The organism is Plantibacter sp. H53 (genome assembly GCF_001650455.1).
GTDB classification, from domain to species: domain Bacteria; phylum Actinomycetota; class Actinomycetes; order Actinomycetales; family Microbacteriaceae; genus Plantibacter; species Plantibacter flavus_A.
In genome coordinates this window covers 36,889-60,564 of sequence record NZ_LWCT01000006.1, presented here as the reverse complement: position 1 = coordinate 60,564, position 23,676 = coordinate 36,889, and the positions used below count along the sequence as shown (strand labels likewise).

General features: G+C 69.4%; 26 protein-coding genes and 2 tRNA genes. 16 read left to right on the top strand and 12 right to left on the bottom strand.

Annotation, left to right across the window (positions count from 1 at the left end; genetic code table 11):
• Nucleotides 1-14: 14 nt before the first annotated feature.
• A complete protein-coding gene (locus A4X17_RS05050; RefSeq protein ID WP_064294575.1) occupies nucleotides 15-1,799 on the bottom strand; it encodes a glycoside hydrolase family 13 protein in 1,785 nt (594 codons plus the stop codon).
• A 138-nt stretch (nucleotides 1,800-1,937) separates the two neighbouring features.
• On the opposite strand from A4X17_RS05050, the gene A4X17_RS05045 reads away from it, so the two are divergent.
• From A4X17_RS05045 to A4X17_RS05030, 4 genes are all read left to right on the top strand, one after another.
• Nucleotides 1,938-2,315, top strand: a complete 378-nt coding sequence (locus tag A4X17_RS05045) for a PGPGW domain-containing protein (protein ID WP_079003267.1) — start codon at nucleotides 1,938-1,940, stop codon at nucleotides 2,313-2,315.
• 259 nt (nucleotides 2,316-2,574) lie between these two features.
• Nucleotides 2,575-3,327: a lytic transglycosylase domain-containing protein gene (locus A4X17_RS05040; RefSeq protein ID WP_064294574.1), complete on the top strand. Its 753-nt coding sequence runs from the start codon at nucleotides 2,575-2,577 to the stop codon at nucleotides 3,325-3,327.
• Nucleotides 3,328-3,407: 80 nt separating this feature from the next.
• Nucleotides 3,408-3,479 (top strand) — tRNA-Thr (locus A4X17_RS05035).
• A gap of 42 nt (nucleotides 3,480-3,521) precedes the next feature.
• Nucleotides 3,522-3,595: transfer RNA gene (locus tag A4X17_RS05030), tRNA-Met, on the top strand.
• 84 nt (nucleotides 3,596-3,679) lie between these two features.
• On the opposite strand, the gene A4X17_RS05025 is transcribed toward A4X17_RS05030, so the two are convergent.
• The 4 genes from A4X17_RS05025 to A4X17_RS05010 form a co-directional block, all read right to left on the bottom strand.
• Nucleotides 3,680-4,168, bottom strand: coding sequence for a DUF3592 domain-containing protein (locus A4X17_RS05025; protein WP_064294573.1), 489 nt, complete (start codon nucleotides 4,166-4,168; stop codon nucleotides 3,680-3,682).
• 37 nt (nucleotides 4,169-4,205) lie between these two features.
• On the bottom strand, nucleotides 4,206-4,757 hold the full coding sequence (locus A4X17_RS05020; protein ID WP_157583340.1) for a hypothetical protein: 552 nt from the start codon (nucleotides 4,755-4,757) through the stop codon (nucleotides 4,206-4,208).
• Between the two features lie 82 nt (nucleotides 4,758-4,839).
• The gene (locus A4X17_RS05015) at nucleotides 4,840-5,403 is read right to left on the bottom strand and encodes a hypothetical protein (protein ID WP_064294571.1); all 564 of its coding nucleotides are present in this window, start codon (nucleotides 5,401-5,403) and stop codon (nucleotides 4,840-4,842) included.
• A gap of 115 nt (nucleotides 5,404-5,518) precedes the next feature.
• Complete coding sequence (locus tag A4X17_RS05010; protein ID WP_082915928.1) at nucleotides 5,519-6,637, bottom strand: CdaR family transcriptional regulator; 1,119 nt, start codon at nucleotides 6,635-6,637, stop codon at nucleotides 5,519-5,521.
• 106 nt (nucleotides 6,638-6,743) lie between these two features.
• Between A4X17_RS05010 and A4X17_RS05005 the strand changes: the two genes are divergently transcribed.
• Together A4X17_RS05005 and A4X17_RS05000 are read left to right on the top strand one after the other, a co-directional pair.
• Nucleotides 6,744-8,084, top strand: coding sequence for an MFS transporter (locus A4X17_RS05005; RefSeq protein WP_064294569.1), 1,341 nt, complete (start codon nucleotides 6,744-6,746; stop codon nucleotides 8,082-8,084).
• Nucleotides 8,081-9,397, top strand: coding sequence for an ArgE/DapE family deacylase (locus tag A4X17_RS05000; RefSeq protein WP_064294568.1), 1,317 nt, complete (start codon nucleotides 8,081-8,083; stop codon nucleotides 9,395-9,397). The genes A4X17_RS05005 and A4X17_RS05000 overlap by 4 nt, the downstream gene beginning before the upstream one ends.
• A gap of 54 nt (nucleotides 9,398-9,451) precedes the next feature.
• On the opposite strand, the gene A4X17_RS04995 is transcribed toward A4X17_RS05000, so the two are convergent.
• On the bottom strand, nucleotides 9,452-9,850 hold the full coding sequence (locus tag A4X17_RS04995; RefSeq protein WP_064294567.1) for a MerR family transcriptional regulator: 399 nt from the start codon (nucleotides 9,848-9,850) through the stop codon (nucleotides 9,452-9,454).
• 92 nt (nucleotides 9,851-9,942) lie between these two features.
• On the opposite strand from A4X17_RS04995, the gene A4X17_RS04990 reads away from it, so the two are divergent.
• Entirely contained in the window at nucleotides 9,943-10,644 is a 702-nt protein-coding gene (locus A4X17_RS04990) for an SDR family oxidoreductase (protein ID WP_064294566.1), read from the top strand.
• 102 nt (nucleotides 10,645-10,746) lie between these two features.
• Here the strand turns inward: A4X17_RS04990 and A4X17_RS04985 are convergent, their stop codons facing one another.
• The 3 genes from A4X17_RS04985 to A4X17_RS19150 form a co-directional block, all read right to left on the bottom strand.
• The gene (locus tag A4X17_RS04985; RefSeq protein WP_064294565.1) at nucleotides 10,747-11,436 is read right to left on the bottom strand and encodes a M23 family metallopeptidase; all 690 of its coding nucleotides are present in this window, start codon (nucleotides 11,434-11,436) and stop codon (nucleotides 10,747-10,749) included.
• 103 nt (nucleotides 11,437-11,539) lie between these two features.
• Complete coding sequence (locus tag A4X17_RS04980; protein WP_064294564.1) at nucleotides 11,540-12,190, bottom strand: M23 family metallopeptidase; 651 nt, start codon at nucleotides 12,188-12,190, stop codon at nucleotides 11,540-11,542.
• A 113-nt stretch (nucleotides 12,191-12,303) separates the two neighbouring features.
• Nucleotides 12,304-12,594 carry a hypothetical protein gene (locus A4X17_RS19150; protein WP_197479020.1) on the bottom strand — a complete coding sequence of 97 codons (291 nt, stop codon included), beginning with the start codon at nucleotides 12,592-12,594 and terminating at the stop codon, nucleotides 12,304-12,306.
• A 244-nt stretch (nucleotides 12,595-12,838) separates the two neighbouring features.
• Between A4X17_RS19150 and A4X17_RS04970 the strand changes: the two genes are divergently transcribed.
• From A4X17_RS04970 to A4X17_RS04935, 8 genes are all read left to right on the top strand, one after another.
• Nucleotides 12,839-13,282, top strand: coding sequence for a helix-turn-helix domain-containing protein (locus A4X17_RS04970; RefSeq protein ID WP_157583338.1), 444 nt, complete (start codon nucleotides 12,839-12,841; stop codon nucleotides 13,280-13,282).
• Nucleotides 13,227-13,673: an ImmA/IrrE family metallo-endopeptidase gene (locus tag A4X17_RS04965; protein WP_165767072.1), complete on the top strand. Its 447-nt coding sequence runs from the start codon at nucleotides 13,227-13,229 to the stop codon at nucleotides 13,671-13,673. Before A4X17_RS04970 ends, A4X17_RS04965 begins: the two co-directional genes overlap by 56 nt.
• 21 nt (nucleotides 13,674-13,694) lie before the next feature.
• On the top strand, nucleotides 13,695-14,048 hold the full coding sequence (locus A4X17_RS04960) for a DUF3253 domain-containing protein (RefSeq protein WP_064294560.1): 354 nt from the start codon (nucleotides 13,695-13,697) through the stop codon (nucleotides 14,046-14,048).
• 9 nt (nucleotides 14,049-14,057) lie between these two features.
• The gene (locus A4X17_RS04955; RefSeq protein WP_064294559.1) at nucleotides 14,058-14,648 is read left to right on the top strand and encodes a histidine phosphatase family protein; all 591 of its coding nucleotides are present in this window, start codon (nucleotides 14,058-14,060) and stop codon (nucleotides 14,646-14,648) included.
• Nucleotides 14,645-15,442: a sulfite exporter TauE/SafE family protein gene (locus tag A4X17_RS04950; protein WP_082915925.1), complete on the top strand. Its 798-nt coding sequence runs from the start codon at nucleotides 14,645-14,647 to the stop codon at nucleotides 15,440-15,442. The genes A4X17_RS04955 and A4X17_RS04950 overlap by 4 nt, the downstream gene beginning before the upstream one ends.
• 63 nt (nucleotides 15,443-15,505) lie before the next feature.
• Nucleotides 15,506-15,955 (top strand): MaoC family dehydratase N-terminal domain-containing protein, encoded by a 450-nt coding sequence (locus A4X17_RS04945; protein WP_082915924.1) that lies wholly within the window; start codon nucleotides 15,506-15,508, stop codon nucleotides 15,953-15,955.
• Nucleotides 15,952-16,383 carry a MaoC family dehydratase gene (locus tag A4X17_RS04940; protein WP_231884290.1) on the top strand — a complete coding sequence of 144 codons (432 nt, stop codon included), beginning with the start codon at nucleotides 15,952-15,954 and terminating at the stop codon, nucleotides 16,381-16,383. Before A4X17_RS04945 ends, A4X17_RS04940 begins: the two co-directional genes overlap by 4 nt.
• A gap of 11 nt (nucleotides 16,384-16,394) precedes the next feature.
• Nucleotides 16,395-17,531 (top strand): UDP-N-acetylmuramate dehydrogenase, encoded by a 1,137-nt coding sequence (locus A4X17_RS04935; protein ID WP_064294557.1) that lies wholly within the window; start codon nucleotides 16,395-16,397, stop codon nucleotides 17,529-17,531.
• Between the two features lie 48 nt (nucleotides 17,532-17,579).
• Here the strand turns inward: A4X17_RS04935 and A4X17_RS04930 are convergent, their stop codons facing one another.
• The 3 genes from A4X17_RS04930 to aceA all read right to left on the bottom strand — a co-directional run bounded on the left by A4X17_RS04930 (nucleotide 17,580) and on the right by aceA (nucleotide 22,027).
• On the bottom strand, nucleotides 17,580-18,809 hold the full coding sequence (locus tag A4X17_RS04930) for a pyridoxal phosphate-dependent aminotransferase (protein ID WP_064294635.1): 1,230 nt from the start codon (nucleotides 18,807-18,809) through the stop codon (nucleotides 17,580-17,582).
• Nucleotides 18,810-18,930: 121 nt separating this feature from the next.
• Nucleotides 18,931-20,586 (bottom strand): malate synthase A, encoded by a 1,656-nt coding sequence (gene aceB, locus A4X17_RS04925; protein WP_064294634.1) that lies wholly within the window; start codon nucleotides 20,584-20,586, stop codon nucleotides 18,931-18,933.
• A gap of 94 nt (nucleotides 20,587-20,680) precedes the next feature.
• Nucleotides 20,681-22,027, bottom strand: coding sequence for an isocitrate lyase (gene aceA, locus A4X17_RS04920; RefSeq protein WP_064294633.1), 1,347 nt, complete (start codon nucleotides 22,025-22,027; stop codon nucleotides 20,681-20,683).
• Nucleotides 22,028-22,178: 151 nt separating this feature from the next.
• Between aceA and A4X17_RS04915 the strand changes: the two genes are divergently transcribed.
• Complete coding sequence (locus tag A4X17_RS04915; protein ID WP_064294632.1) at nucleotides 22,179-23,672, top strand: helix-turn-helix transcriptional regulator; 1,494 nt, start codon at nucleotides 22,179-22,181, stop codon at nucleotides 23,670-23,672.
• Nucleotides 23,673-23,676: the final 4 nt, after the last annotated feature.

Sequence of the window (23,676 nt, the reverse complement as noted above, 5' to 3'; positions counted from 1 at the left end):
GCCCGCGGAGTGACTCAGGCGACGGGCAGGGTCGACGGCGTCGTGAACCAGACCGTGGTGTCGCCGTGGATGGTGCTACCGTCGAAGGGTCCGCTCGCGACGAGCACGGCCGAGTCCGCGAGCGACGAGGGCACGGCGATGTCGTCGGCGCCCGTGTTGGCGACGACCGTCACCGCGCCGTTGGTCAGCGCGAGGATGGTGTCGGGTGCCCCTTCGATCCAGGCGATCGAGCCGAGTCCCAGCGCGTGCTCCCGGCGCAGGCGGAGCAGCGTACGGTACAGCTCCAGCGTCGAACCGGGGATGCCGGCCTGTGCGTCGCGCGAGTAGTCGTTCCAGTCGTCGGGCTGCGGCAGCCAGGACGCTCCGGTGGTGTTGAAGCCGTATGCGGGGTGCCCGGCTTCCCATGGGATCGGCACGCGGCAACCGTCGCGACCGTACCGCTCGTGGTTCGTGCGGAACCACGTCGGGTCCTGACGGGCGTCATCCGGCAGATCGATGACCTCGGGGAGCCCGAGCTCTTCGCCCTGGTACAGGTACGCTCCGCCGGGCAGGCTCAGCATGAGGGCGGTCGCCGCCCTGGCCCGCTGCAGCCCGAGTGCCCGATCCGGCTGGCCGGGGGTGTTCGGACCGACGCCGTAGCCCTGGGGGTTCTCCTCCGTGAGCGCGAGACGTGACGCGTGCCGGACGACGTCGTGGTTGGACAGCACCCACGTGCTCGGAGCGCCGACCTGTGCGAACGCCCGCAGCGACTCACCGATGACCGCCTTGAGGTCCGCGGCGTTCCACGGGGTCTCGAGGTACGGGAAGTTGAACGCCTGTTGCATCTCGTCGGGGCGCACCCAGAGGGCCATCTTGTCGAGCGGGTCGACCCAGGCCTCGGCGCAGAGCACACGGTCGCCGTCGTACGTCGCGAGGAGCTCGTGCCAGTCGCGGTAGATCTCGTGCACGCCGTCCTGGCCCCAGTACGGCGCGGTCTCCGGCCACGAGGCGGGCCCCGTGCTGATGCCGGGTTCGAGTGCGACGCCCGCCGAGGCGCCACCCATGCTGCCGCCCTCAGCGGGCGGGGTGTAGTCGGGCAGGCCGTCGGCCTTGATCATGCCGTGCGCCACGTCGACGCGGAACCCGTCGACGCCGCGGTCGAGCCAGAACCGGAGGATGTCGCGGAACTGCTCGCGGACCCACGGGTTCGTCCAGTCGAAGTCAGGCTGCGAGGAGTCGAAGATGTGGAGGTACCACTGGCCAGGCGTGCCGTCGGCCTCGGTGACGCGCGTCCAGGCCGGGCCGCCGAAGACGGACTCCCAGTTGTTGGGGGCGATCTCGCCGTGCTCGCCCTTGCCGTCGCGGAACATGTACCGGGCGCGCTCCGCCGAGCCGGGTCCGGCCGCGAGGGCCTCCTGGAACCAGCGGTGGGCGCTCGAGGAGTGGTTGGGGACGAGGTCGACGATGACGCGGATGCCGGCGGCGTGCGCAGCGGCGGTCATCGCGTCGAAGTCGGCGAGCGTCCCGAAGATGGGGTCGACGTCGCAGTAGTCGGCGACGTCGTAGCCGGCGTCCTTCTGCGGGCTCGTCATGAAGGGGGACAGCCAGATGGCGTCGACGCCGAGCTCCTGCAGCGCGCCGAGGCGGGAGGTGATCCCGGGCAGGTCGCCGAGGCCGTCGCCGTTCGCGTCCGCGAAGGATCGCGGGTAGATCTGGTAGATGACGGCGGAGCGCCACCACTCCGAACCGGGGGTGGAGCCTCCTGCGGGGGAGGCATGCTGAGCTGCGGTCGCCGACGTGGTCGGGAGGGCGGAGTCCATGTCGCTACCCTAGGCCATTTGCGGAGCCTGTCGCCGCTCGTGGACTGGCCGGCGCGGTGTCGCCACGGCGGGTGCGCGACGGTCGATTCGGACCGGATTCCCGGCCATCGACCCGCCCGCCCTGCTTAGAGTGGGGACATGACGACGGAATCGGACGGCTCGGCCCGCAGCACGGCGAAGCGCGTCGCCGCGCAGGCGGGAGGCATCGCCGGATCAGCGGCCCGGACGACGCGTGGCATCATCCGTCGGAATCCGACCGCGAACCGGGTGTACCGGGCGGGTGTCGGAGTCGTCGGTGGTGGCACCGTGGCGCTCGGCGTGGCCCTGATCCCGCTCCCCGGACCGGGTGCTCTCATCGCCGTCGGCGGGCTCGCCGTCCTCGCGTCGGAGTTCGAGGGAGCGAAGCAGGCCAGCACGAAGGCGAACGCCGCTGCCAAGAAGGGCGTCGCCGTCGCGAAGGACCTTCGGGCGAAGCGCCAGGCCAAGAAGGCTGCGAAGGCTGCCCGGGAGCACTGAACCTGCGGCGTGCCGCTGACCCGGCTCGCGTGGGCGAACCGCGCCGGCACCAGTGCCCGGCTACGGTGGACCGGTGGGAACATCGGCGAAGGGGAGTGGTGCCCGCCGGCCCGCACGACGGAAGACGGCCGTGCCAGGACGACGCACGGCCGGCGCAGCTCGCTCGACCCAAAAGCCGCGCCCCCGACCGGCCGGTGCGCGCAGCGGCTCCCGGCGACCGACCGCAGCCGCACGCCGGAACCGTCGATCGGGCGTCCGCGTGGGATGGCTCGTCGCCGGCGGGGCGGGAGCGATCGTCGGCCTCGCCGTCGTGATCGCCGCCGTCGTCTGGGGGCCGGAACTCGTCAATCGAGCTGAAGCGCGGGACTCGATCCTCGGAACCGCGCCCCACGCGGCCGTCGAGGGCCCCGGCATCCCGGCAGCGGGCTCGGCCGGAACGGCTCCGGCGGCCGTCACCGACCGGGTGGACCGTGCTTGGTCGGCGGCCACGGCGCTCCGCCTCGGCATCCCCGAGCGGGCGATGGTCGCCTACGCCGGTGCGGCGCTCGCCGTCGCGGAGACGCAGCCGGGCTGCGGGATCGCCTGGAACACGCTGGCCGCGCTCGGCAGTGTCGAGTCCGGCCACGGCACGATCTTCGGCGGTGCGCTCGACGATGCCGGTCGGGCCGTTCCGCCCATCGTCGGCCCGGCGCTCACCGGCACCGAGTTCGACGCCGTCACCGACACGGACCGCGGCGCCTTCGACGGCGACGCCAGATGGGATCGCGCGGTGGGCCCGATGCAGTTCATCCCGTCCACCTGGCAGCGGTGGGGAGCGGACGGGAACGGCGACGGCGTCGCGGACCCACAGCAGATCGACGACGCGGCGCTCGCCGCAGCGCACTACCTGTGTCACGGCGGCCGGGACCTCCGCATCGAAGCCGATTGGGTCGCGGCGATCGGCTCGTACAACGGGGCCGCGTCGTACCTGCAGAAGGTCGTCCACGCCGCGGACACCTTCGCCGCGAACTGATCCCGATCCGGTGTACGAAGCACCCCTCGCGGGATGCTAGTCTCTACTGGTGCCATTTCCGCGTGAGCGGTTTGGTTCGCGCTCCGATAGCTCAGTGGTAGAGCACTTCCTTGGTAAGGAAGAGGTCGCGGGTTCAAGTCCCGCTCGGGGCTCGTTCTCTCCGTCACTGCTCTCGCCGGCATACGGAGAGACGTGGCAGGGTAGCTCAGTTGGTGAGAGCGCACGACTCATAATCGTGAGGTCGAGAGTTCGAATCTCTCTCCTGCTACAGCAAGGCCCGGGAGACCGGGCCTGTTGCGTTTCCGGGCGATTGTGTTCCTTCGCACTGCCGGGCACAGCGCCTTCACCCGTGTCAGGCGCCCTTGGGCTCGGGCCCCCGGCCCGCACGGAGCAGGACGCCGACGAGCATCGCGGTGCCGATCAGGAGACTCGCGCCGGTCAGCACCACACCGACACCGACGACCGAGGTCCCCGGACCGTCGTAGCCCTCGAGCACCGCCGTGCCGGGGTCGTCCGCTCGATAGATCACCGTGACGACGTCGCCGACGGCGGGTTTGCCGTCGAGGGGCCAGTCCGCCCAGACTCGCTGTGGCGAACCGTCGGGTGCCAGATAGTCGGTCCTGAACCGGTGGTGAGATGCCTTCCGGCCGTCGTCGACCTCGGTGACCGTCCCACTCGTCCGCTCCCCGTTCTGCAACAGGTCGCTGTCGGCAGCCATCATGAAGGAGCCGACGACCACGGCCACCGGACCGGCCAACAGCATCAGGACGATCGCCGCCGTCTGGAACACCCTGCTGTGCAGGAAGCCCCGTGTGTCGCCCGCCGCGCGCTTGCTCGCCATCACCAGTGCGCCACCGTCCCGATTCGAAGCTCCTGCATCAGCGGTTCCCGGTGAGGGAAAGACTCAGCATGATGATGGCGGGCGCGATCAGGCCGATCGCGACGCCACCGGCCGCCGCCCAGAGCCCGATGCTGACATGGGGGCTCATGCGAGGACGCAGACCGAGTTCTTCGCCGATCTCCTTGATACGCGCGCGTTCGTTCTCGGGGCTGAACGCGATCTCGAACCCGCCGGGAGAGGTCCCGAGCATGATGACCCTGCCGTACCGGACACGGCCGGACTGCCAGGAGAACGACCAGGAGAGGCGCGGCTCGAAGCCGGAGACCCCAGCCGACCAGCTCATCCGCTTGACCGTGTCGGTGATGCTGAACCGCCGCCGTCGCTCATCGACCCGCACGGTGTAGGTGATGCTGTCGGACACCTCGTTCAGCTGGAGGACGTTCCACCAGCGGGCGTCCGCCAGGTCGTATCCGACCTGGAACCCGTCGGGGAGGCTGGTGACGGTGAATGGGGTGTTCTGCAGCTCGGCGTCCACGGCCCACTGATAGTCCTGTAGCACGCCCGTCGGCGCAACGTCGGTTCCACTCACGGACTCAGTATGGCAACGCGGCGAGAGTGCGCGACCACCGTCGGATGGGCAGTGCTCCCCATCGCACACTGACCTCGAACTGCTATCGCTCCCAGATGCGACGGTAGCCGGGCATGAAGGCGATCATCGCCGCGAGCAGGGTGCCGAGGTTGAGCAGTGGCAGAGCTGGACCGATGGTCCAGGGCGAGTCGGCGTAGACCCCCATCAGCATGACCATCCAGGCGCCGATGTTGCCGAGGATGAGCACGATGATGAAGGTCACCGCGGTCGCTCCCGCTCGCGACGAGACCCGCTTGCCCGCGAGGGTCGGCGCGGTGCAGATCGTGCCGACGATCACGACAATGAGTATCAGGAACGCACTCGCGAACAGGATCGAGGCGGCCTCCGGGTCGCCGTCGTCGTCGCGATCGGCGAATCCCGCAAGGAAGAAGAACAGGTTGAAGGACTCAGGGTCCTCATCCGTCTTCGTCTGGCTCGCGTAGGGGACGAACAGCGAGAGGATGAGGGCGATCTCGAGCAGCAGCATCGGGACCGAGATCAGGATCGACTCGATGCCCGCCACGCGCTCCTCGAGCCGGGTGCGCGCCGCCTGGGCGGCGACCGACTCGGTTGCGGTCGCTGGTCCCTGCTTCGCTGGTTCCCTCATCGTTGATCCCCCGATCGGGAGCCGGGCTCGAACAGGCCCGGCTCGGTTGCCATGACGACGGAGCCCGGCTCGCATCCCGGGCCTCCGACATCGACATGGTAGCCGCGATGGAACGCTACGGCCGCGCGAGGATCAGGGTGATGAGCGCGGCGTCGGACGGAACCGTGGGGTCGAGACCGGTGAGCTCGGTGAACCGCTGCAGGCGTTTCAGGAGGGTGTTGCGATGGACGAAGAGTCGGGAAGCCGTGTCGCCGATCGATCCGGAAGACTGGTAGGCACGAACCGTGTCGACGATGGCACTCCGTTTCCCCGCCGAGAGTGCGTCGAGTCGGCTCGTGAGTTCACGACGAGCGATCGGCCAGGCCTCGCCGAGGCCCTCCTCGACGAGCATCGGCCAGTGGGTGAGCAGCGTCGCGGCGTTCTGCGGCTCCGTCACCTCGTCGGCCAGACGGCGGGCGATCTGCCAGCCGACGCCGAGGCCCGCCAGTCCGTCGATGGTGGGCGACAGGCCCGCCGGCGCGGATTGTAGCCGGGCCTCGGGCGGCGTCCGCGGCCCGGATCGCTCGACGATGAGGAACTGCGTGCCGTCGATCACGTGCAGGTCGGCACCTGCCACGTGTTCCTTCGCCCAGCGTCGGAAGGCGTCCGCGAAGCGCGGGGCGGCCACGAGGACCCGATACCGGCCGAGGACCGGCAGGCCGAGCGCCGACGCCAGGTGTGCGAGCTGCGTCGGGTCGCTCGTCTCGCCGACGAGGAGGCGCCGGAGCAATGAGGCCCGTTCGAGCTCCAACTGCCGGTTCATCGACACGAGCTCGTCGATGTAGGCGGCCTGGATGTGGCTGGTGTGGACCTCGACCGCCTCCCAGACCGTGGCCACCTCCTCGGAAAGCGCGAGGACCTCGTCCGCATCCGCCTCGTCGCGGAGCACCTCCCAGAGGAACCGGAAGTCCATCCGGACTGCCCGCAGGAGCGAGTCCAGTGCGAGGCCCTGTTGTGCGCGATGCCTCCCGACCCGCTCGGAGACAGCGCTCAGCGTGCCGCGGACGTCGTCACCCGCGAGCATCCGCATGAGGAGGTCCAGGACCTCGCGGGCGGTGCGGGAGAGCTCGTCGTCCGTCACCGTCGCCACTGCGTACCCAGGGAGTCGGCGCACCTCTTGCGCGTACTCCTCGGCGATCTTGGACAGGCGGCCGCGGCATCGGTCGGCGACGTCGCGGAGCGCTGTGGTGTGCATATGCACACATTAGAGGGCCCAAGACGATGCAGGGTGGCATTGCGACCGGGCGAGCGCCTTCGGAGTATTGAAGCGCAGGTCCCCATCCCGACTTCCGGAGGCACTCATGACGCAACGCTCATCCCCGCGCTCCACCGCTCCCGTCCACGTCAGCTCGAAGGACGCGCGGCGCATCGCCGGGGCTGCGTTCGTCGGCACGGCGCTCGAGTGGTACGACTACTTCCTCTTCGGCACTGCAGCAGCCCTCGTCTTCAACCGCCTGTTCTTCACGGACCTCGACGCGACCGCAGCGACGCTCGCCGCGTTCGCCACCTTCGGCGTCGGATTCGCAGCACGTCCCATCGGTGCGTTCGTGTTCGGGATCATCGGCGACCGGTTCGGCCGTCGCCCGGCGCTGCTGGTGACGATCGTCATGATCGGCGTCGCGACCGGCCTCATCGGTGTACTCCCCGACTACCTCGCCGTCGGAGTGGCGGCGCCCGTCATGCTCGCGATCCTCCGGCTCGTGCAGGGTCTGGCCGTCGGCGGGGAGTGGGGCGGCGCGGTCACCATCGCCGTGGAACACGCGCCCATCGAGAAGCGTGCACGGTACGCGGCACTCGTGCAGATCGGTTCGCCAGTGGGAACCCTGCTCTCCTCCAGTGCCTTCGCGCTCGTCCTCCTCCTGCCGGCCGAGGCGTTCGACGCCTGGGGATGGCGCCTGCCGTTCCTCGGCGCGTTCCCGTTGCTCGCCGTAGCCCTCTACATCCGGTTCAAGGTCGAGGAGTCGCCGGTCTTCACGCAGCTCGTCCAACAGGAGGAGCGGGTCAAGGTCCCCGCGTTGCAGGTGTTCACGAAGGCCTGGGGTCGCCTGCTCGTCGCCATCGCGGCCGCCCTCCTCGGCGTCGGCGGGTTCTATCTGATGACCACCTTCGTCGTCAGCTACGGCTCGAACACCCTCGGCGTGGACCGCGGGGTGATGGTCAATGCGACGCTCGTCGCCGCCGTGCTGCAGATCCCGATGACGATCTTCTCGGGGCGGCTCGCCGAACGGTTCGGTCCCGGGCGCATGACCCTGTTCGGTGCGCTCCTCACCGCCGCGGCCGCCTTCCCGCTCTTCTGGCTCATCGACACGCAGAACGCGATCGGCATAATCGCCGCAGTGAGTATCGGTATCCTCCTGATCACCCTCGCGTACGCCGTCACCGGCGCTTTGCTCACCGATCTGTTCCCGCCGCACCTCCGGTACAGCGGTGTCGCGCTGGGCTACAACCTCGCCGGCGCCATCAGTGGTTTTCTGCCGCTCATCGCCACCGCGTTCCTCGCGTCCAGCGGCAACCAGTCCTGGTCCGCTGCGCTCCTGCTCGTCGCCGTATCCCTCATCACCGCGGTCGGCGGTCTCATCGGAGAGCGTCTCCGGATCCGAGACGCCGTCGTCACCGCCGACACCGAAAGGTCACCCGCATGACACTCGACAACGCCACCCGTGAACGCATCCTCGCCGAGGTGGATGCCGGGTTCGACGCACAGCTCGCCTTCACGCAGGAACTCGTCCGCCACCCCTCGCTCCGAACGGAGGAGAGCAGCGCGCAGGACCTCATGTTCGCGGCGATGCAGGATCGCGGCCTCGAGATGGACCGTTGGGAGCTGGACGTCGACGACATCGCGTCGCATGAGGGCGCTGGCATCATCGACGTCTCCTACGACGACGTGGACAACGTCGTCGGCACCTACCACCCCGCGTTGGAAGCCGGCCGCTCCCTCATCCTGAACGGTCACATCGACGTCGTCCCCACGGGTCCGGAGAGCGAGTGGGCGACGTCCCCGTGGGACTCGCGGATCGACGGGGACTGGCTGACCGGGCGGGGGAGCGGGGATATGAAGGCCGGTCTCGTCGCCAACCTGTTCGCTTTCGACGCCATCCGTCGGGCGGGGCTCAGCCCAGCCGGCCGCATCCACTTCCAGTCCGTCGTGGAGGAGGAGTGCACCGGGAACGGGTCGCTGGCCGCACTGCAGCGCGGGTACACGGCTGAGGCCGTCGTCATCCCCGAGCCCGAGGAGGACATGCTCGTCCGCGCCAACGTCGGCGTCATCTGGTTCCGGCTCCGAGTGTCTGGCAAACCCACCCACCCTCGCGAGATGTCCTCCGGCTTCAACGCCATCGACGCCGCTCACCACGTCGTGGGTCGGCTGCGGGAGCTCGAGGACCGGTGGAATGCGCAGAAGGACTCGCACCGGTACTTCGAGGATCTCGAACACCCCATCAACTTCAACCTCGGCAAGATCGCCGGTGGAGACTGGGCATCCAGTGTCCCCGCCTGGTGCGAGGTCGACTTGCGCGTGGCACTGTACCCGGGGGTGACCGCCGAAGACGCGTGGACGGAGATCACCGACCACCTGGCCACGGTCGTCGACGACGAGCATGGGCACCCGATCACCGCCAGGACCACCCGCAACGGCTTCTTCGCCGAGGGGTACGTCCTCGACGAGGGCAGCGACGCCGAGAACGTCCTCCGGAGCACGCACCGCGAGGTGTTCGGCGACGAGTTGCGCACCTTCACGACCCCCGGCTACCTGGACGGCCGGGTCTTCACCCAGTACGGGGGGATCCCCGCGCTGGTGTACGGCCCGATCTCGGAGGCGATCCACGGGTACGACGAACGCGTGAGCATCGAGTCGGTCCGCCGCATCACCAAGTCCATCGCGCTGTTCATCGCCGAGTGGTGCGGGATCACGGAGGCGCGGGCCGAGTCCGATCCCGGACGTTCGCACTCCTCGTGACGGAACCCGAACGTCGGTCCTGAGCGCCGCCCGCATCAGCTGCGCGGGCGGCGCTCAGGCGGCATCAAGGTCTGGGAGTCGATCCTCGCGCAGCGCGGGGCAGTGCTCCGGCGTCGGGTGGAGGGTGATGTCGATGACCGTTTCCAAGCGGGCGCGCGCTGCTTCGAGGTCGGCCATCTGCGCGGTGATGCGGTCGCGTTCGGTCTGGAGCAGCGCGAGCGACTCAGCCGTCGCGACGCCCGCATCGACGCAGGGGAGCAGCTGGACGATCGTGCGGCTCGGCAGCCCGGCGGCGAAGAGCTGCTGCACGAGCTCGACGCGTTCCACCGCCGCTTGTTCATAGGTCCGCTGGCCACTCGTCGTGCGGGTGGCGGTGAGCAGCCCCTGCTCCTCGTAGTAGCGGAGCGAGCGGACGCTCACCCCGGTCCGAGCCGCGAGATCTCCGATGCGCATCGAGCTTCCGTTCCTGGCTTGCACCTGACATTGATGTGAGGTCTTAGCCTAACCAGGCTGCTGCGGGATCGCCCCGCACGCGGAAGGGAATCATGGACATCGCAGGATCCGTCGCACTCGTCACCGGCTCGAACCGGGGCATCGGACGCAGGTTCGTCGTGCAGTTGCTCGAGCGCGGGGCCTCGAAGGTGTACGCGACCGCGCGGCGCCCGGAACTCGTCGACATCCCGGGCGTGGAGGTGCTGCAGCTCGACATCACCGATCAGGCGTCCGTCGCTGCGGCGGCCGAGATCGCGACCGACGTCACGTTGCTCGTCAACAACGCCGGGATCGCGACGCAGGGCTCGATGCTGACCGGCGACCTCGCGGACGCCCGGCGGGAGATGGACACGCACTACTGGGGCAACCTCGCCATGGTGCGTGCGTTCGCGCCGGTGATCGAGGCGAACGGTGGAGGGACGATCGTCAACGTGCTCTCCGCCCTGAGCTGGTTCGCCCACCCCGGCTCCGGCGGATACGCCGCGGCCAAGGCGGCGGAGTGGAACATGACGAACGCGGTCCGTCTGGAGCTCGCGCCGAAGGGTGTCACGGTGCAGGGGCTCCACCTCGGGGCCGCCGACACCGACATCATGGCCGGCTACGACGGCCCGATGGTCGACCCGGCGGACGTCGCACGGGCCAGCCTCGACGGCGTCACGTCCGGCGCTTCCGAGGTCGTCGTCGATGAGTGGAGTGCCATGGTCAAGGCCTCGCTCGCTCACGGCCCGGACGCGTTCTACGCGCAGTTCGCCTGAGCATCGAGGCCGCACGCCGTACTCCGGGCGTGGACGGTGCAGAATGGAGGAAGCCCCCGAACAGTTACGGTCTGCTCGGGGGCTTCCTCGTGCCGGCGTGGACTACCGCGCGGCGGCGACGAGGTCGGCGATGCGCTGGCCTCGGGCGTTCGCCTCGGCAACGAGGGTCTTCACCTGGTCTTCGGTCAGGCCGGTGACCTGGCCGTAGGCCTTCGTGTTGGCGGCGATGGAGAACCCCTGCGAGCCGCCGGGTGAGGTGTACATCGTTCCGAACGTCTCGGTGACGAGCGCGATGGTGCCGGCCGGCACGCTGATGATCTTGGGCATGTCTGACTCCTTGAGCGGGTGTCCCGGGTCGTCGCCGTCCAGGCGAGCGTTGATGAACGGATACGGATCCGTGGTGACGCCGAGGTCGGCGTTGTTCCACGTGCCGTCCGCGGTGAAGGTGATGGTGAGATGCAGATGGGCTCCGCGTGAAGCGGATCCGGTGTTCCCGACGACACCGACGGGTTCACCGCGGGCGATCGCCATGCCGACCTGATGAGGTGAGGCGCCCGCCAGGTGCGAGTAGCCCGAGTACATGCCGTCGGGGTGGGCGATGACGAGGACGTTGCCGAGCGCGTCGCTCCAGCGGTTGGCGGAGACGATGCCGGCTGCGACCGCCGGGATCGCGGCCCCGGCGCCCGGTTGGTAGTCCAGCCCGCGGTGCGGTTGGGTCCGCCCGCCGGCCATCGATCCCCAGCCGTCGGCCAGATCCATCTGCGGGAACGGGTGTTGATAGCGGAGGACCATGTGGCTCCTTTCGTGGCGCGGAGGGTGGGCCCCCGAGCAGTTACGGTCTGCTCGGAGGCCGTTCTCCGTTGCCGGTCAGTGGTGACTCGCGGTCACCGGTGCGCTACGCCTGGTTCGACGTGAGCTCCCGGATGGTGGTGTAGAACTGGTCGCCCGTGAGGTTCACGTACGGCCCGTAGGTCGGCACCAACGCGTCGTAGACGACGGGTGCTGCGATGTAGCGGACGTAGCCGGGGCCGACGAGCGCGATGGCGCCGAAGGTCTGCTTGCCCTGCCAGACGTAGCCGGACTGTCCCTGACGGATGATCTTCACGAGTTGTTCTCCTGTGTTTGTGGATGGGTTCGCGGAGCCGAAGTAGCTCCACGGGTTCTGGCGGCTGCCAGAGGGGTCGAGCAGGTGACGGTGGAGGTGCTGATCCACCGGTCCGGTGTCGCCCGAGTAGGCGATGATGTCGCCCTGGTTGAAATGCTGACCGTTGCTCCCGACGTACCGGTCGAGGTGCGAGAACACATCGGCCCATCCGGGGTTCTGGTCGTGGTTGAAGCGGCACGAGTTGCCTGCTGATCCGTCGTTCGGAACCCAGTTCATCGTTCCTGGCGTCGGTGCGAGCACCGGGGTGCCCACAGCGGCGACGAGGTCGACCCCACCGCGGCCGCTCCGGTCGAGGTGGTGCTGCCAGGACACGTAGGGATCGCGGTTGTCGTCCGCGATCACCGTGGACGGGCCGTTCAGCACGTAGTTGTTGAGCGCCACTCTGCCTCCAATCTGTTGTTTCGTGGAGGAAGTGTCCTCCGACATTCGAACGTGTGTTCGAAAGAGACTCTATGGCCATCTCGTCGTCTTGTCCAGTTTATTTTGCCGATTTATCATGAAATTCTTTCTTCAGTGGCAGATTCGACGCCTGAATCGAGTCGCGCATGGCGCGGTGTGGTTCCCGCTCTCAGTCTCGTCAGGAAGCCGTTCACGCCGGGGATCGCCATGATCCGGGCCAGTGCTGCGGCGATCGCGGCCGTCGTGGCCACTGCTGCCGCCGCCCAGGCGTAGACGTCGTCCGGGAGGAGTTCCCGGATCGCCTCCAGGAGCTGTGGCGCGATGATGCTCGCGGTGGTGATGCAGGCCACCGAGCTCAAGATCACGGCCGCGGTCGTCTGGATCACCGTGCGGATGATCCGCTGTGCCGGAAACGGGACGGGTGGTGGAGTCGGTGATGTGGGTGGTTGGTCCGGAGTGGTCCGGCGTTCGGTCATGGTGCCTCCTCAGGCGTCGTGGGTGGTGATGGACAACCTGGATGGCTTCCAGAAGTTGTCTCATCTGGCATCATTCAGGTCGGAGGTGACACTATAGAGCGCATAGGACAGGTTTTCTGCCGCTCACGACAGGGTTTCTGGCTACGATCGAAGCGTGAACGCAGCAGAGGCGATGGTCAATCAGGCGTTGGCGGACGAACTCGTCGCCGCCTACAAGCGGCGACGCATGAATCAGCGCGCCCTGGCTGAGGCGACGGGGATGAGTCCGACGACGCTGCAACGTGTCCTCGCCGGTCGCAGCGAGATCAGTGGCCCGACCTTCGTCACGCTCTGCGCGGCGACCGGCGCCGATCCGGTGCGCCTCCTGGCGGACGCGCTGCAAGCGGTCGGGGGGATGAGTCAGATCGAGGCCGAACTGCAGGCGAGCGACGACGAGCGCGTGGCTCCGGTGTCGGACACCACTGCTACGAATGACGAGCTGGATCGCAAACGCCGGCAGCGGGAAGCTGCGTCGTGGACGACGGAGCAGTTGGAGGGGGAACGTGGGGCGGCAATCACCGATGGAGAACTGGAGCAACCCGAGCCGGAAGCCCCGTGAGCGTGGGCGCGCCTACGACCCGTATGCGCATGCGGAGGAGCTCGGTCTCGCCGTGATCTTCCGGCCGCTGCGGGTGTCCCACGAGCGCTGGCTGCCGTCCGCGCACACGATCGTCATCCAGGAGTCGCTCCGGTCCGTCCACCGGCGGAACGCCCTCGCCCATGGCATCGCACACTGCGTGCTCGGCCACGAGGACGACCGACCGAAGCACGAGGTGCAGGCCGACCGCTTCGCCGCGTCGAACCTCATCGACCTCGACGAGTTCCGGGCCATCGCGCGTTGGGCTCCGGACCTCGAGCATCTCGTCGCGGAACTCGGCGTCACGAAGCGCTTGGCGCGGGCATTCGTCGCGCAGCACGCGGACCTGGCCCAGCACGCCGACCTCGCGTAGCGGCGCGCGCATACTGGGACCATGACCGACGAAGCCGCACCGGACCCGCAGCCTGAGGCGGCCGTGGGCGACGACGTCCTGGAGTCGACGATGCTCGACCTGCTGGGGAAGCGGGCCGCGACGTCGTCCATCTGTCCGTCCGACGTGGCCCGAGCCGTCGGCGGGGACGACTGGCGAGCGCTGATGGACGACACCCGCCGAGTCGCCTGGCGCTTGGTCGACGAGGGCCGGGTGCGGATCACGCAGGGTGACGCGGCGGTCGACCGCGCGACGGTCCGCGGCCCCATCCGGATCCGATGGGCCGAGGACGCCGACGCCGAGGAGTGCGCTCCCTGTCGTCCTGAGACCGGAGGAGCTCGGTCCGACGCCGGTTAGGCTGGAGACATGACCATCGCCCTCATCCGTCACGGACAGACCGCCTGGAACTTCGAACGACGGCTGCAGGGCACGACGGACATCCCCCTGAACGACACCGGGCGGGAGCAGGCGGCCACGGTCGCCCCTCGGCTCACCGGCACCTGGGACGTCGTCGTCAGCTCCCCACTGGGGCGCGCACGCGAGACCGCGCAGATCATCGCGGACGCGCTGGGTCTCGAGCTCGGCCCCACCTACCCGGACGTGGTCGAGCGCCACTACGGCGACGCCGAGGGCGCGACGGCGCAGATGGTCCTCGAGAACTGGCCCGACCACCAGTACCCGAACCTCGAGACCGAGGAGTCGGTCATCGAGCGCGGACTGCGTGGCATCGACGCCATCGCACGCGACTACCCCGGGCAGAACGTCCTCGTCGTGAGCCACGGCACGCTCATCCGACTCACCCTGAGCCACCTCTCCGGCACGACGGTCCCACCGCTGGAGAACTGCTCCGTGTCGGTCATCGAGGCGACGGACTCCGGTTGGTCACTCCTGGACGCCGGTACCGCTCGCACGACGCCGTCGCTCGAGACGGCGCTGTCCGGCTCCAGCGCGCAGTGAGCGGGAACGACTCGACCGGCCGTCCGGTCCGCTCCCCGTCGGGCATCACCTGGCTCATCGGCATCGGACTGACCGCCGGGTTCCTCTCCGGGCTGTTCGGGGTCGGCGGCGGCATCCTCATCGTCCCCGCCGTCGTCTTCCTGCTCGGCTTCGGCCAGCGGCTCGCGGCGGGGACCTCACTCGCGGCGATCGTCCCGACCTCGCTCGTGGGCGTCGTGTCGTACGCGGTGAACGGGACCGTCGACTGGGTGGCGGCGATCCTCCTGGCGATCGGTGCGATCGGCGGGGCGCAACTCGGCAGCTACCTCCTCTCCAAGCTCCCCAAGAGGGCGCTGCAGTGGGGCTTCATCGGCTTCCTGCTCGTCGTGGTGGTCTCGCTGTTCCTGATCGTCCCGTCCCGCACGGCCGAGATCGATCTGCACGTCGGATCGATCATCGGCCTCATCGTGCTCGGCTTCCTGACCGGCGTCCTGTCGGGGCTGCTCGGCATCGGCGGCGGGGTCGTCGTCGTGCCGATGCTCATCCTCCTGTTCGGCGCGAGCGACCTCATCGCCAAGGGCACCTCGCTGCTCATGATGGTGCCGACCGCGATCTCCGGCACCATCGGCAACGTCCGGCGAGGCAACGTCGACCTCACGGCCGCAGCCATCATCGGCATCGCCGCGTGCACGACCACCGCCCTCGGCGCCACCGTCGCGTCGGTCGTCCCGCCGTTCGTCGGCAACCTGCTCTTCGCGGCGTTCCTCGTGGTCATCGCCATCCGCATGGTGTTCCAGGCGCTCAAACGCTCCTGACCGACCGCTGCCGGTCCGTCCGTGCCCGGCCTCCCGGCCGGTGCAGCGGGTAGGCTGGAGGGCGTGTCAGTGAACCCAGAGCTCGCCGGTCGGGTCTTCCCGCCCGTCGCCCCGTACCTGGTCGGACGCGAGAAGATCCGCGAGTTCTCGCGGGCCGTCTTCGCGACGAACCCGATCAACCTCGACCCGGAGGCGGCCCGCGCCGCAGGATACGCCGACGTCGTGGCGCCGCCCACCTTCCCCGTCGTCGTCCAGGAGCACACGCTCCAGCAACTGCTCGCCGCACCCGACGCGGGTATCGACTTCAGCCGGGTGGTCCACGGCGACCAGCGCTTCGTGCACCACCGTCCGATCGTCGCCGGTGACGAGCTCACCGCGCAGCTGACCGTCACCGCGGTGAAGTCCCTGGGTGCACACTCGATGGTGACGTGCGACTCGGTCATGACCGATGCTGCCGGCGAGCCGGTGGTCACCGCGACCTCGACGCTCGTGGTGCGAGGAGACGAAGGATGAGCGACGTGCAGCAGACCCCGACCATGCCGGCCGTCGGAGACGTCGTCGCGGAGCGGACCGTCCACCTGACGCGCGACGCCCTCGTGCGGTACGCCGGAGCCTCCGGAGACTTCAACCCCATCCACTACCGCGACGACGTCGCCGCGTCCGTCGGGCTGCCGGGCGTGCTCGCCCACGGCATGCTGACGATGGGGATCGCGGCCCAGCCGGTCGTCGACTGGATCGGCGACCCCGGTCGGGTGCTCGAGTACCAGGTGCGGTTCACTCGACCGGTCGTCGTCGACCCCGAGACCGGCGCCGACCTCCAGATCCTCGCCAAGGTGGGCAAGGTCGACGAGGAAGCGCGTACCGCGCGCGTCGACCTCACCGTCACCTACGCCGAGCAGACGGTGCTCGGCAAGGCGCAGCTCGTCATCAGCTTCGCCTGACCCGGAGGACCATGAACGACGCCATCCGTCTGAGCGAGCTCACCACCCTCGGGGTCGGTGGGCCGGCCGCGGGCTTCGTGGAATGCGCGAGCGAGGCCGAGCTGATCGAGGCCGTGCTCGACGTCTGGAACACCGATGAGCCGTGGCTGTTGCTCGGCGGCGGATCGAACCTGCTGATCGGCGACGAGCCCCTCGACGCGACTGTCATCCGCGCGGCGAACCGCGGCATCGAACGCCTCGACGCTCCGTCCGGTCGGGTCCGCCTGCGGGTGCAGGCCGGTGAGGACTGGGACGCGCTCGTCGCCTTCACCGTGGAGCACGGCTGGGCGGGTATCGAGGCGCTCTCCGGCATCCCGGGATCCTGCGGGGCTGCGCCCGTGCAGAACATCGGCGCCTACGGGCAGGAGATCGTGTCGTCGCTCGTGGCCGTCGACCTGCTCGACGAGGAGTCGCAGACGGTCGAACGCGTTCCCGCCGCGGAGCTCGGTCTCGGCTACCGGACGTCGGTCTTGAAGCGTCACGGTGGCGGAGAGCCTGAGCGCTCCGGTGTGGTCGTGGCGATCATCATCGACCTCGACGACGTCGGCGCCGACGGCCTGGCAGCACCGATCGCCTATCAGCAGCTCGCCTTCGCGCTCGGCGTGGAGGTCGGCGAGCAGGTGCGCCTGGCCCAGGTGCGCACGACCGTGCTCGCGCTCCGGGCGTCGAAGGGCATGGTGCTCGATCCCGACGACCCCGACACCGCCAGCGCGGGGTCGTTCTTCACGAACCCGATCGTGTCCGAGCACGTCGCCCGGTCGCTGCCGGGCGACGCCCCGTGGTGGCCGGTGGACCCACCGGCCGACGACGACACCGAGTACGTCTTCCCGCTCGGGGACGTCGTCAATTCGCCGCGTCCGGCCCCCGTGGAACGCCTGGCGAAGCTCTCGGCCGCCTGGCTGATCGAGCGCGCGGGTGTCCGTCGCGGGTTCGCGCTCCCCGGATCGCACGCTGCGGTCTCCACGAAGCACACCCTCGCACTCACGAACCGTGGGGGAGCGACCGCGACGGAGATCGCGGAACTCGCCCGCTTCGTGCAGGCACGCGTCCACGCCGAGTTCGGCGTCCTCCTGCAGCCCGAGCCCGTGGTGGTCGGCGTCACGATCTGACGCTGATGCGAGGCCCGCTCGCCCGGAGACGAGCGAGCGGGCCTCGGGTCAGGACGCGAAGAGGCGCTGGAGACGCTGGACGCCCTCGAGGAGCTGGTCGTCGCCGAGCGCGTAGCTGAAGCGCAGGTAGCCGGACGGCCCGAACGCCTCGCCGGGCACCGCCGCGACCTCGGCTTGTTCCAGCATGAGGTCGGCCAACTCGAGCGAGGTCGTCGGGGTGACCCCGCCGAAGGTCCGCCCGAGCAACGCCGAGACGTCGGGGTACACGTAGAACGCACCCTGCGGTGTCGGTGTCTGGAAGCCGTCGATCTTGTTCAGTTCGCCGACGATGAGCTTGCGGCGGCGGTCGAAGGCCTCGCGCATCGTCTCGGCGGCGTCCTGCGGGCCGGTCAGTGCCGCGATCGCCGCACGCTGCGCGATGTTGTTCACGTTGCCGGAGAGGTGCGACTGGAGGTTGCCGAGCGCCTTGATCGCGTCCGACGGTCCGACGGTCCACCCGACGCGCCAGCCCGTCATCGCGTAGGTCTTGGCGACGCCGTTGACGAGGAGCGTCTGCTCGGCGAGCTCGGGGACCGCCTCGACGATGGAGATCGCCTTCACCGCCTCGCCGCTGTCGCCGGCCGAGTAGGTGAGGTTCTGGTAGATCTCGTCGGAGATCACCCAGATGCCGTGCTCGAGCGCCCACTCACCGATCGCCTTCGTCTGCTCGGGGGAGTAGACGGAGCCGGTCGGGTTCGAGGGCGAGACGAACAGGAGGACTTTGGTGCGCGGGGTACGAGCCGCCTCGAGCTGCTCGACCGTGACCTGGTAGTTCTGCGAGGCGTCGGCGAAGACGTCGACCGCGACACCGTCGGCGAGCGCGATGGCCTCGGGGTAGGTGGTCCAGAACGGCGTCGGCACGATGACCTCGTCGCCCGGGTTCAGCAGGACCTGGAACGCCTCGTACACCGACTGCTTGCCGCCGTTGGTGACGATGACGCGGCCCGGGTCGACCTCGAGACCGGAGTCGCGGAGCGTCTTCTCCGCGATGGCGGCGCGGAGGTCCGGCAAGCCGGCCGCCGGGGTGTACCGGTGCGCCTTCGGGTCGCGGGCGGCGACGAGCGCCGCTTCGACGATGTGCTCGGGCGTCGGGAAGTCCGGCTCGCCCGCCGCGTAGGAGATCACGGGCCGGCCTTGCGCCTGCAGCGCCTTCGCCTTGGCGTCCACCTTCAGCGTGGCGGATTCGGCGATCGCTGAGATCTTCGTGGACAGGCGGGGCGTGGGAGTCGATTCAGGCACGAGTCCGAGCGTACCGAACCCGGTATCGAGAGGACAGTATGTGTCCGACCTCGCGTGCAGCGAGGTGAGGCACCTCGTCGCCCGGTCCATCGGGGAACGACGACGTGCCTCACCTCGGTCGTCACGCGGGGTCGACGAGGTACCTCGTGTACGCCGGGACGGTGAGGAAGGTCGGGAACTCGTCGCGCAGTGCCACCTCGCGGAACAGCTCGGCGGCATCGTCGAAGCGGTCGTCCGCGGCGCGGGGGAGCGAGGCGAGGAGCTCGTCGAGGAGGCCTTCGACCCGCTCACGGGTGATCGGGCGGCCGTCGTCGGTCGCGACGTCCTGGTGGATCCACTGCCAGACCTGCGATCGACTGATCTCCGCCGTCGCCGCGTCCTCCATCAGTCCGTCGATGGCCGCGGCGCCGATCCCGCGGAGCCAGGAGTCGAGGTAGCGGACGGCGATCGACACGTTGTCGCGGAGACCGACGTCCGTGACCGCGCGACCGATGCGGACGTCGAGGAGCTGCGACGGTGTCACCGACACGTCCTCACGCAGACGGTCGAGCTGATTCGGGCGATCGCCGAGGACCGCGTCGAACTCGGCCCTGGCGGTCTCGATGAGGTCCGGGTGCGCCACCCAGGTCCCGTCGAAGCCGTCGCCGGCCTCACGACGCTTGTCGGCCGAGACCTTCTCGATCGCGCGCGCCGTCGCCTCCGGATCGCGTCGGTTCGGGATGGACGCGGACATCCCGCCGATCGCGTGCGCATCGCGGCGGTGGCACGTCTGCACGAGGAGTTCCGTGTAGGCCCGCATGAACGGCACCGTCATCGTCACCTCGCTGCGGTCGGGCAGGACGAACCGGGCACCGCGCCCCCGGTAGTTCTTGATGATCGAGAAGATGTAGTCCCACCGACCGGCGTTGAGACCGGCGCAGTGGTCGCGGAGCGCGTACAGGATCTCGTCCATCTCGAACGCCGCCGGCAGCGTCTCGATGAGCACGGTGGCGCGGATCGTCCCATGGTCGAGACGCAGACGCTCCTCGGTGAACGTGAAGACGTCGTCCCAGAGCTGCGCCTCCTCGCTCGACTCCAGCTTCGGGAGGTAGAAGTACGGCCCGCGGCCGGCGTCGATGAGCGCTCGGGCGTTGTGGAAGACGTAGAGGCCGTAGTCGACGAGGCTCCCGGAGGCCGCCATGGCCGCCCCGGAGCGGTCGATGAACCGCAGGTGCTTCTCCACGAGGTGCCAGCCGCGCGGGCGCATGACGATCGTCGGCGTCTCCGTCGCGGTGACGCGGTACACCTTCCCCGCCTCGTTCGTGAACGCCAGCTCGCCGCGGACGGCGTCGCGCAGCGAGAGCTGACCACCGATGACGTTGGCCCACGTCGGGCTCGTCGCGTCCTCCTGGTCGGCAAGCCAGACGTTCGCGCCGGAGTTGAGGGCGTTGATCGTCATCTTCGGATCGGTGGGGCCGGTGATCTCGACCCGACGGTCCTCGAGACCGGGCCCGGCGCCGGCGACTCGCCAGGAGCGGTCCTCCCGGATCGCCGCGGTGTCATCGCGGAACCGCGGGTCGCGGCCGTTCCCGATCTCGAAGCGTCGGCGCATGCGCTCGGCGAGGCGGTCGTGCCGCGCACCCGCGAACCGCTGGTGCAGGTCCGCGAGGAAGACGAGGGCGTCGGGGGTGAGGATCTCCTCGTACCGGTCACCGAGACGACCGACGACCTCGACGGCGGGGCCCGTGCGCTGCGTGGGCACCGGCGCGGTGGTGGGTGTGGACGGGGAAGCGAGCATGGTGTTCATGGGGTGACTCCGTTTCGGATGGTCGTGCGTCGGATGGGCCCTTCGAGCGGTCCCTGGGCTTGTCGAAGGGCGGGGCTGGGATGGATCAGTGGAACTGCTGTTCCTCGGTCGAGCCGGCGAGGGCGAGGGTGGCGCTGCCGGGGTTGAGGGCGGTCGCGACCAGGTCGAAGTAGCCGGTACCGACTTCCCGCTGGTGCCTGGTGGCGGTGTAGCCGCTGGACTCTGCGGCGAACTCGGCCTCCTGGAGGTCGACGTACGCGCTCATCGCCCGCTCCCGGTAGTCGCTCGCCAGGGTGAACATCGAGTGGTTCAACGCGTGGAAGCCGGCGAGGGTGATGAACTGGAACGCGTACCCCATGGCGGCGAGCTCGCGCTGGAAGGACGCGATCTGCGCGTCGTCGAGGTGCGACTTCCAGTTGAACGACGGCGAACAGTTGTAGGCGAGCAGCTTGCCCGGGAACCGCTCGTGGACGGCTTCGGCGAATCGACGGGCGAGGTCGAGGTCGGGTTCCGCCGACTCGACCCAGAGCAGGTCGGCGTACTCCGCGTAGGCGAGTCCGCGCGCGAGCACCGGACCGATGCCGTTCTCCACCTCGTAGAAGCCCTCCGGAGTCCGGTTCCCGTTCAGGAACGGCAGATCGCGCTCGTCGATGTCGCTCGTGAGAAGCGTGGCGGCCAGCGCATCGGTGCGGGCGATGACGATGGTCGGGACACCGGCGACGTCCGCCGCCAGCCGGGCCGCATTGAGCGTCCGGATGTGCTGGCCCGTCGGCACCAGCACCTTGCCGCCCATGTGGCCGCACTTCTTCTCACTGGCGAGCTGGTCCTCCCAGTGGACGCCGGCGGCGCCCGCCTGGATCATGCCGGCCATGAGCTCGTAGGCGTTGAGCGGTCCACCGAAGCCGGCCTCGGCGTCGGCGACGATCGGCGCGAGCCAGTCGATCGCCTCGCGTCCCGGGTCCTCCCCGACGGCCCGCTCGGCGAAGTCGATCTGCTCGGCCCGGAGCAGCGCGTTGTTGATCCGCCGGACGACCGCCGGAACCGAGTTCGCCGGGTAGAGGCTCTGATCGGGATAGGTCTGCCCGGAGAGGTTCGCGTCGGCGGCGACCTGCCAGCCGGAGAGGTAGATCGCCTGCAGGCCGGCCCGGACCTGCTGCACGGCCTGGTTGCCGGTCATCGCGCCGAGGGCGGGCACCCACTCCTCGGTGTGGAGGAGGTTCCACAGTCGCTCCGCCCCTCGGCGGGCGAGTGTCGGTTCCTCCCGGACACCGCCGCGCAGGCGGACGACGTCCTCGGCGGTGTAGTCGCGCCGGACCCCGTCCCAGCGCGGGTCGGTGTCCCACTCGCGCTGCAGTTCCTCGGCCGTCTGCGTCTGGTCGCCGGCGCGGAGGGGCGTGCGGTGGTCGGTCGGTCGGGTGGCTTCGTTGCTCACGATGACTCCTGTGGTGTCGAGGTCGGTGGGGCGGGTCGTGCTGTGGGAACGATCCTGCGCTCGCCGCAACCCCGACGGACGTCATCCGTGGACAGAAGAACGGCCGACCTTCTGTTTGCCGGAACAACCGGCGCGTGTGAGCATGATCACCATGACCAGCACCGCCGCTGCTCCACCCGCCTCCGCCACCCCTGGTGACGGACCTGCTCCGCACGCGGACGCCCTCGTCCTCGGTCGCCGGATCCGCGATGCCCGGTCTCGCGCAGGCCTCACGCTCGACGAGCTCGCGCAGGCGATCGACCGAGCACCGTCTCAGGCATCGGCGATCGAGAACGGGCATCGGGAGCCGAGCCTGTCCATGCTCCGCGTCATCGCCGCCGCCCTCGGCACCACCGTCGACGACCTGCTCCGTGACGAACCGCCGAGCGACCGGGCCGCGCTCGAGATCGCCGTCGAGCGTGCTCAGCGGGGCCCCGTCTTCTCCGCCCTCGGGATCGCGCCCATCCGGGTCTCGAAAGGGACCGCGGACGAGACGCTGCGCACCGTGCTGGCGCTGCACGACGAGGTCGCCCGCCTGCATCGGGAGCGCGCGGCGACACCCGAGGAGGCACGCCGGGCCAACGCGGTCCTCCGGGCGGACATGCGGGCGGCCGACAACCATTTCCCCGAGCTCGAGGCCGTCGCGAAAGGGCTGCTCGACGCCGTCGGCTACACCGGAGGGCCGGTCTCGCATCAGACGGTCGCGGAGATGGCGCAGCACCTCGGGTTCTCGCTCCACTACGTCGGCGACCTGCCGCACTCGACGCGCTCGGTCACCGACCGGCGCAACGGTCGGATCTACATGCCGACCGAACCCTCGATGTCGCGTGACTCGCGATCACCCATCCTCCAGGCGTTCGCCAGTCACCTGTGCGGACACGAGGAGCCGGGAAACTACGCGGACTTTCTGCGGCAGCGCGTCGAGACCAACTACCTGACGGCGGCCATACTCCTGCCCGAGCGCGACGCCGTGCGCGTCCTCGGTGAGGCGAAACAGCTCCGGCGCATCTCGATGGAGGACCTGCGCGACGCGTTCGCGGTGTCGTACGAGACCGCCGCGCACCGCTTCACGAACCTCGCGACGAGGCACCTCGGACTCCCGGTGCACTTCATGAAGGTGCACGAGTCGGGGACGATCATCAAGGCGTACGAGAACGACGGGGTCACGTTCCCGTCCGACGTCCTCGGAGCGGTGGAAGGCTCGCTCGTCTGCCGCAACTGGACGGCCAGGACCGTCTTCGACGTCGAGGACCGTTTCAGTCCCTGGTATCAGTACACGGACATGGACACGGGCACCTTCTGGTGCACCTCGCGGATCGAGAAGGCCAAGGAGGGCGAGTACTCGGTCAGCGTCGGCGTCCCGTTCGCGCACGTGAAGTGGTTCCGCGGACGCGAGACGCCGCACCGGTCCACCTCGAGCTGCCCCGACGAGCGATGCTGTCGTCGGGCGTCACCGGCGCTCGCCGAACGGTGGGAGGGGAGAGCCTGGCCGGCGGCGCGGACGCCGACGAGTCTGCTGGCGGCGCTGCCGACCGGATCCTTCCCGGGGGTCGACTCCGTCGAGGTGTACGAGTTCCTCGAGTCGCACGCGCCACGGGCGGACTGAGGTG